Source organism: Staphylococcus canis (genome assembly GCF_016238445.1).
In the GTDB taxonomy this organism is placed as follows: Bacteria; Bacillota; Bacilli; order Staphylococcales; family Staphylococcaceae; genus Staphylococcus; species Staphylococcus canis.
On record NZ_JABANU010000058.1, the window covers coordinates 1 to 1,137 of the forward strand.

A 1,137-nucleotide genomic window follows, 5' to 3' on the forward strand; every position below is an offset into this window, starting at 1 on the left:
CGTCCGACTTCCTTCAGATTCCACCTCACGATGGACACCCTTGTCTTTCACTAACAGTTCCTACTGCCAAGCCTGTAATGGACTTTCACCATCAAGTTGTTAATCATGCCGAGCGCACACATAAAAAACGTACCAAGTCACTAAAAATAGCAACTTAGTACGTTTTGTCTTCACCAACCGACGTTGACAAAGAGCCATTATATTTAGTCTATGTTCCAATTCAAAAGTATAAATCTATAAAAGGACACCCAACACTAGAAATAAGTGTTAGGTGCCCTTTTTATTTATTAGATCAAAATCATATTAATGATTATTGTTGATCTTTTCTATCTTTACGACGACCGAATAGTAGTAATCCACCAAGTGCTGCGAATAAACCACCGAATAATGTGCCACGATTATCATTATTTTGACCTGTATCTGGTAAAGCTTCTTCTTGTACTTTATCATTTGCCATATTATTATCGTTAGCCTCTTGATTCATTTCTTGTTGTGGTGCATTTGGCATATTTGGTGTATCCGTATTGTTCATAGATGGTTCATTTGATTGTGGTGCTTCTGGTGTCATCATACCACTTTCATTTGAATCAGTGTTTCCACCGTTCATTCCATCCATTGAACCAGTTGAATCGTCACTCATATCTCCAGTTCCTTCGTTAGAGCCTGTTGAACCATCGTTCATGTCTCCAGTTCCTCCGTTAGAACCAGTATTATCTTGTTCATGAGTTACAGTAACTGTTGTTGTTGCTGAAACATTACCATCTTTATCTTTTTCGATAGCTGTGATAACGTCTCCTTCATTTAAGTCGATACCGCTTGGTACATCTATTGTCCAGTTACCATCTTCGTCAACTGTTGTTTCAGTAGTTGAACCATCTGGCCATGTGATTACAATTGTGTTACCTGGTGTACCACCATGACCTGTTACTGTTGTATCGTTATCATGAATTGGATCTACTGTAGGTGCTGGTAAATCAACTTGTCCTTGATCGTTGCCGCCTACTGTTACTGTTGTTGTACCTGAAACATTACCATCTTTATCTTTTTCGATAGCTGTGATAACGTCTCCTTCATTTAAGTCTGTACCATTTGGTACATCTACTGTCCAGTTACCGTCTTGGTCAACTGTTGTTTCAG

1 protein-coding gene is annotated in these 1,137 nt (G+C 38.8%); it reads right to left on the reverse strand.

Annotated elements, in window-relative coordinates; genetic code table 11:
• Positions 1–310: 310 nt before the first annotated feature.
• A partial coding sequence (locus tag HHH54_RS10875) for an Ig-like domain-containing protein (RefSeq protein ID WP_198618813.1) occupies positions 311–1,137 on the reverse strand: 827 nt, incomplete at its 5' end.